The organism is Mycobacterium sp. NAZ190054 (assembly GCF_001545925.1).
GTDB lineage: Bacteria > Actinomycetota > Actinomycetes > Mycobacteriales > Mycobacteriaceae > Mycobacterium.
In genome coordinates this window covers 1-4,504 of record NZ_LMVQ01000295.1, presented here as the reverse complement: position 1 = coordinate 4,504, position 4,504 = coordinate 1, and the positions used below count along the sequence as shown (strand labels likewise).

Below are 4,504 nucleotides of genomic sequence, written 5' to 3'. Positions count from 1 at the left end.
ATCCTGTCGTCGACCCGCTCCGATGCCGTGACGTTCCTCCTCACCGCTGCGGTCACCGTGTGCTTCGACCTGATCGAAGCGGTCCAGATCGGGATCCTGGTGGCGGCGTTCTTCGCGCTGCGCGGCGGCCTCGGCGGCGACGTAGCCGCCGACCTCTGCCTCGTGCCGGGCGTGCTGGGCCGCGGCCTCGATCACGGCCAGGCTCTGGCGGGAACAGGCGGCGCTGTCGACGTGCACGCCCGCCACGGGCGGTCGCGCCGCGCGCCAGTCCTCGGCGAGGCTCATTTGACCGCGAGGGACAGGCCGAAATCTCCGGCTTCGTCTGTCCACCAGTGGGTTCGGCGTAACCCGGCGGCGGCGAGTTCCCGGTCCACGCCGGACGTCCGGAACTTGCACGACACCTCGGTCAGCATCTGCTCACCGTCGGCGAAGTCGACCTCCAGGTCGAGCGCGGCGATGCGCACCCGCTGTGCGCGGGTCGAGCGCAGCCACATCTCGATGCGTTCCTCGCCGTCGTTCCACCGGGCGACGTGCTCGAACGCGTCGAGGTCGAAGTCCGCGCCCAGCTCGCGGTTCACCACCGCGAGCACGTTGCGGTTGAAACGTGCTGTCACACCGGCACTGTCGTCGTACGCCCGGACGAGCCTGCCGACGTCCTTGACCAGGTCGGTGCCGAGCAGCAGGGTGTCGCCGGGGCGCATGAGCGCGGCCACCGAGGCCAGGAACTCCGCGCGCGGACCGGGGGTCAGGTTGCCGATCGTCGAACCGAGGAACGCGACCAGGCGCCGGCCCACGGCCGGGATCTTGCCCAGATGCTCCTCGAAGTCCCCGCAGACGGCGTCGACGTCGACACCCGGGTACTCCGCCTGGATCGCCGCGCCCGCCTCCTTGAGCACCGAGGCGTCCACGTCGAACGGGATGAAGCGGCGCAGCGCCCCCCGGTCCCGCAGCGCGTCGAGCAGTATCCGTGTCTTCTCGGAGGTCCCGCTGCCGAGCTCGACGAGCGTGTCGGCTCCGGAGACCTCGGCGATCTCGCCGGCGCGGGTGCGCAGGATCTGCGCTTCCGCGCGGGTCGGGTAGTACTCCGGCAGCCGGGTGATCTGATCGAACAGCTCGCTGCCCACCGAGTCGTAGAACCATTTGGGCGGCAGGGTCTTCGGATACCGCGTCAGCCCGTTGCGCACATCGCGCCGCAACGCCTCCGCGGCGGCGTCGGCCGCGAGATGGTTGGTGATCGACAGGGAAGGAGAAGACATCACGATCCTTTCAACGGTGTCAGGTGGACGCGCGTCCCCTCGACCTCGACGAGGTGGCGATCCGGGACCTCCTGCCAGGCGGGGTCGTCGTCGTAGGGTTCGCTGGCGACCACCACGCCGTCGGCGCGGCGCAGCACCGACAGGGTGTCGCCCCAGGTGGTGGCCAGCAGCCGGGAACCGTTGCCGGCCAGGATGTTCAGCCGGGCATTCGGGTCGTCGGCGGCCACGCCGGTGATGGTGTCGCCGAGGGCGTCCATGCCGCGGTCGAAGATCAGCGCGGCGAGCAGGGCGCTGTCGTTGGTGGACTCCGCGCGCGGGGACGCCGGCAGCACCGTCCGGTCGACGAGCCCGTTGTGGGACAGCAGCCAGGTGCCGTCGGTGAACGGCGCCGACGCCGAGGCCTCGATCGGCATGCCGACGCTGGCCGACCGCACCGCCGCCACGATGCAGCCGCTGCGCAGGACGGGGGCGACGGACGCGAACGACGCGTCGCCCCACAAGGGTGCGGCGCTGCGCCAGCGCCGGGCCACCGGGCCGTCGAAGAACCCGACCCCCCAGCCGTCGGCGTTCATCAGCCCGTGTTTCTGTCGCCGCGGCGAATACGACTGCACCAACAGGCTCGACGCGGGGTCGAGCACGAGCGACGCGACCGAGACCGGATCGCCCAGCCAGGCCAGGTGTCTACACATCCCACGCCAACCGCACGCCGGAGAAGATCTGCCTGCGGATCGGGTGGTCCCAGTTACGGAAGCTGGGGCGCAGGATGTTCGGTGACACCGCCCAGGAACCGCCGCGCAACACCCGGTACTCCCCCGATGCGGTGCCGTCGAAGAACGGTTGCGAATACCGCTCGTAGATCATCGGCGTGAAGCCCGGCCACGGCCGCAGCGGCGAGGTGGTCCACTCCCACACGTCGCCGAGCATCTGCTCGGCGCCGTAGGCCGACGCGCTGCGCGGGTACGCGCCGACGGGTGCTGGACGCAGCGCATCCCCACCCAGGTTCGCGACGCCGACGGTGGGCTCGGTCGCGCCCCACGGGTAGCGACGCCGGGAGCCGGTCGCGGGGTCCCACGCGCAGGCCTTCTCCCACTCGACTTCGGTGGGCAGGCGGGCCCCGGCCCACGCCGCGTACGCCTCGGCCTCGTAGTAGGTGACGTGCTGGACGGGTTCGTCGGCCGGGATGTCCTCGACGTGTCCGAACCGGGTACGGCTGCCGTCCCCGTGCCAGAACAGCGGCGCGGTCAGCCCGGCCTGCCGACGGTGTGCCCAGCCCGCCTCCGACCACCACCGGCGCTGGTGGTAGCCACCGTCGTCGATGAACTGCTGCCACTGGGCGTTGGTGACCGGGACGCGGCCGATGCGGAAGGCCGGCACCTCGACGGTGTGGGCGGGGCGCTCGTTGTCCAGCGAGTACGGCTCGGCCACCGCGTCCACGCCGAGCACGAACTCGCCGGCCGGAACCAGCACCGACGTGCCCGCCACCCCGGGACGCCCCGGCGGCAGCGGCGCGCCCCGGTCGAGCAGCGGCGCACCCGAACGCAGATTCAGGGCCTGCAACATGGTCTCGTCGTGCTGGTTCTCGTGGCTGACCACCAGCGCGAACGAGAAGGCGTCGGGGTGGTCGTCGGGCAGTGTGTCCAGCACGTCGAGCACCTTGCCGCGCACCGTGGCGCAGTAGCTGCGCGCGTCCGTCGGCGGCAGCAAGGGCAGATCGACGCGGCTGGCGCGGGAGTGCACGAACGCGTCGTAGAGGTCGTTCACCGGCGGGGCGAGCAGGCCCGGACGGTCCGGGTCGCCGCCGCGCAGCAGCCACAACTCCTCCTGCTGACCGATGTGGGCGAGGTCCCACACCAGCGGGCTCATCAGCGGATCGTACTGGCGCCGCAGTTCGGCGTCGTCGAAGTCGACCAGCCGCAACGTGCGGTCCCTGGCGCTGGTCAGCTCGCCGGCAAGTGCCTCGCGTGTCGTCACGACTGTCCTACGACTCCCCTTGTGCCAGTGCGGTGACCGCTGGTGCGATCCCGTGGGCGACCACCCGGTCGGCGAAATCGTCCGCCGGGCAGCAACCCTGCTCCACCGAACGTACGAGCCTGGCCATCGATTCCTCGAGCGGGGTGGGCGCACGCTCGGCGGCGGCATGCACGCAACGGAGGGCGGCGCGCCGCAACCTGCGGTCCTGCAGGCCCAGCTGGGCGGCGCGGTCCCACGCGGTGGCCACCGGTTCGGTGGCCTCGGCGGCGACGGCCGCGGCGACCGGGTCGTCGAGAAGGACGGTCAGCATGAACACCACCGCGGGCCACACCGCGTCGGGAACGCTGTCGAGGTAGCGCACCTCGAGGAAGCCGCGCGGGCGCACCGGCGGGAACAGCGTGGTCAGGTGATAGTCGAGATCGGCCACCGTCGGCCTGCGGCCGCCGAGCGGCACCCGCCCGTCGGCCCAGTCCGCGAACGGCACCCACTGCGTGACCGCCACCGGTTCCGGATTGTGCACCAGCATGACCGGTGCCCGCAGCGCGTAGCGGGCCCAGTCGCTGGCGGGGTCCTCGGCGCCGGCCCCGAGGATGGGCCCGCACCGGGCCGAGTCCAGCCGGCTCCACACCAGTTGCCGGGTCGACTGCCAGCCGGTGAAGTCACCACCGAGGATCGGCGAGTTCCCGGCGATCGCGATCATCGTGGGGCCCAGCGCGTGGGCCAGCCGCACCCGATCCGCCCATCCTCGCCGCGGCCCGGCCTCGAGATTGACCTGCACCGAGGCCGTCGACGTCATCATCGCCGCTCCCGCGGCGGCGGTGCCGCTCGCCCGGAAGAAGGCCTCCATGGCCGCATAGCGGCCTCCCGGATTGACCCGCAGGGCCGGGCGCAGCGGGTCCGCGCCGAGCAGTACCAGTCCGAACCCGGCCCGCGCGAACGCGGCGCGCAGCACCGCACGGTCCGAGTTCATGGCCGCCACCGCGGTCGTCACGTCGGGCAGCGGGGGACCCGACAGTTCCACCGCGCCGCCGGGCTCGACGGTGACGACGCTGCCGCCGGGCAGCGGCGGCAGCGCGTCGATCGTCGAGAGCCGTTGAGACGAACCAGGTTTCGTAGGCGCTCGGCGGCGGGTAGATCCCCGCGTTCTTCCACGCACTGCTCGACGCGGGGAAGCGCCACGTCTCGGTGGCCCTCGCGGTGGCGAAGTCGGTGACCGGCTCGCCGCCGAAGAACACGCTGAACATGTTGCCCGCGCGCGGAATCTGATGCGCCACACT

The 4,504-nt window shown here is 72.0% G+C and carries 3 protein-coding genes and 3 pseudogenes; all 6 read right to left on the bottom strand.

Features of this window, described 5'->3' with window-relative positions:
* Positions 1-285, bottom strand: a pseudogene (locus ASJ79_RS34160) (hypothetical protein); the annotation flags it as partial.
* Positions 282-1,256 carry an L-histidine N(alpha)-methyltransferase gene (gene egtD, locus ASJ79_RS19375; protein ID WP_067958646.1) on the bottom strand — a complete coding sequence of 325 codons (975 nt, stop codon included), beginning with the start codon at positions 1,254-1,256 and terminating at the stop codon, positions 282-284. The pseudogene ASJ79_RS34160 and the gene egtD, both read right to left, overlap by 4 nt.
* A complete protein-coding gene (gene egtC, locus ASJ79_RS19370; protein ID WP_067958644.1) occupies positions 1,256-1,945 on the bottom strand; it encodes an ergothioneine biosynthesis protein EgtC in 690 nt (229 codons plus the stop codon). Before egtC ends, egtD begins: the two co-directional genes overlap by 1 nt.
* Positions 1,938-3,227 (bottom strand): ergothioneine biosynthesis protein EgtB, encoded by a 1,290-nt coding sequence (gene egtB / locus ASJ79_RS19365; RefSeq protein WP_067958636.1) that lies wholly within the window; start codon positions 3,225-3,227, stop codon positions 1,938-1,940. Before egtB ends, egtC begins: the two co-directional genes overlap by 8 nt.
* Before the next feature lie 7 nt (positions 3,228-3,234).
* Positions 3,235-4,302: pseudogene (gene egtA, locus ASJ79_RS19360) on the bottom strand (ergothioneine biosynthesis glutamate--cysteine ligase EgtA); the annotation flags it as partial.
* 4 nt (positions 4,303-4,306) lie between these two features.
* Positions 4,307-4,504: pseudogene (locus ASJ79_RS34155) on the bottom strand (aspartate aminotransferase family protein); the annotation flags it as partial.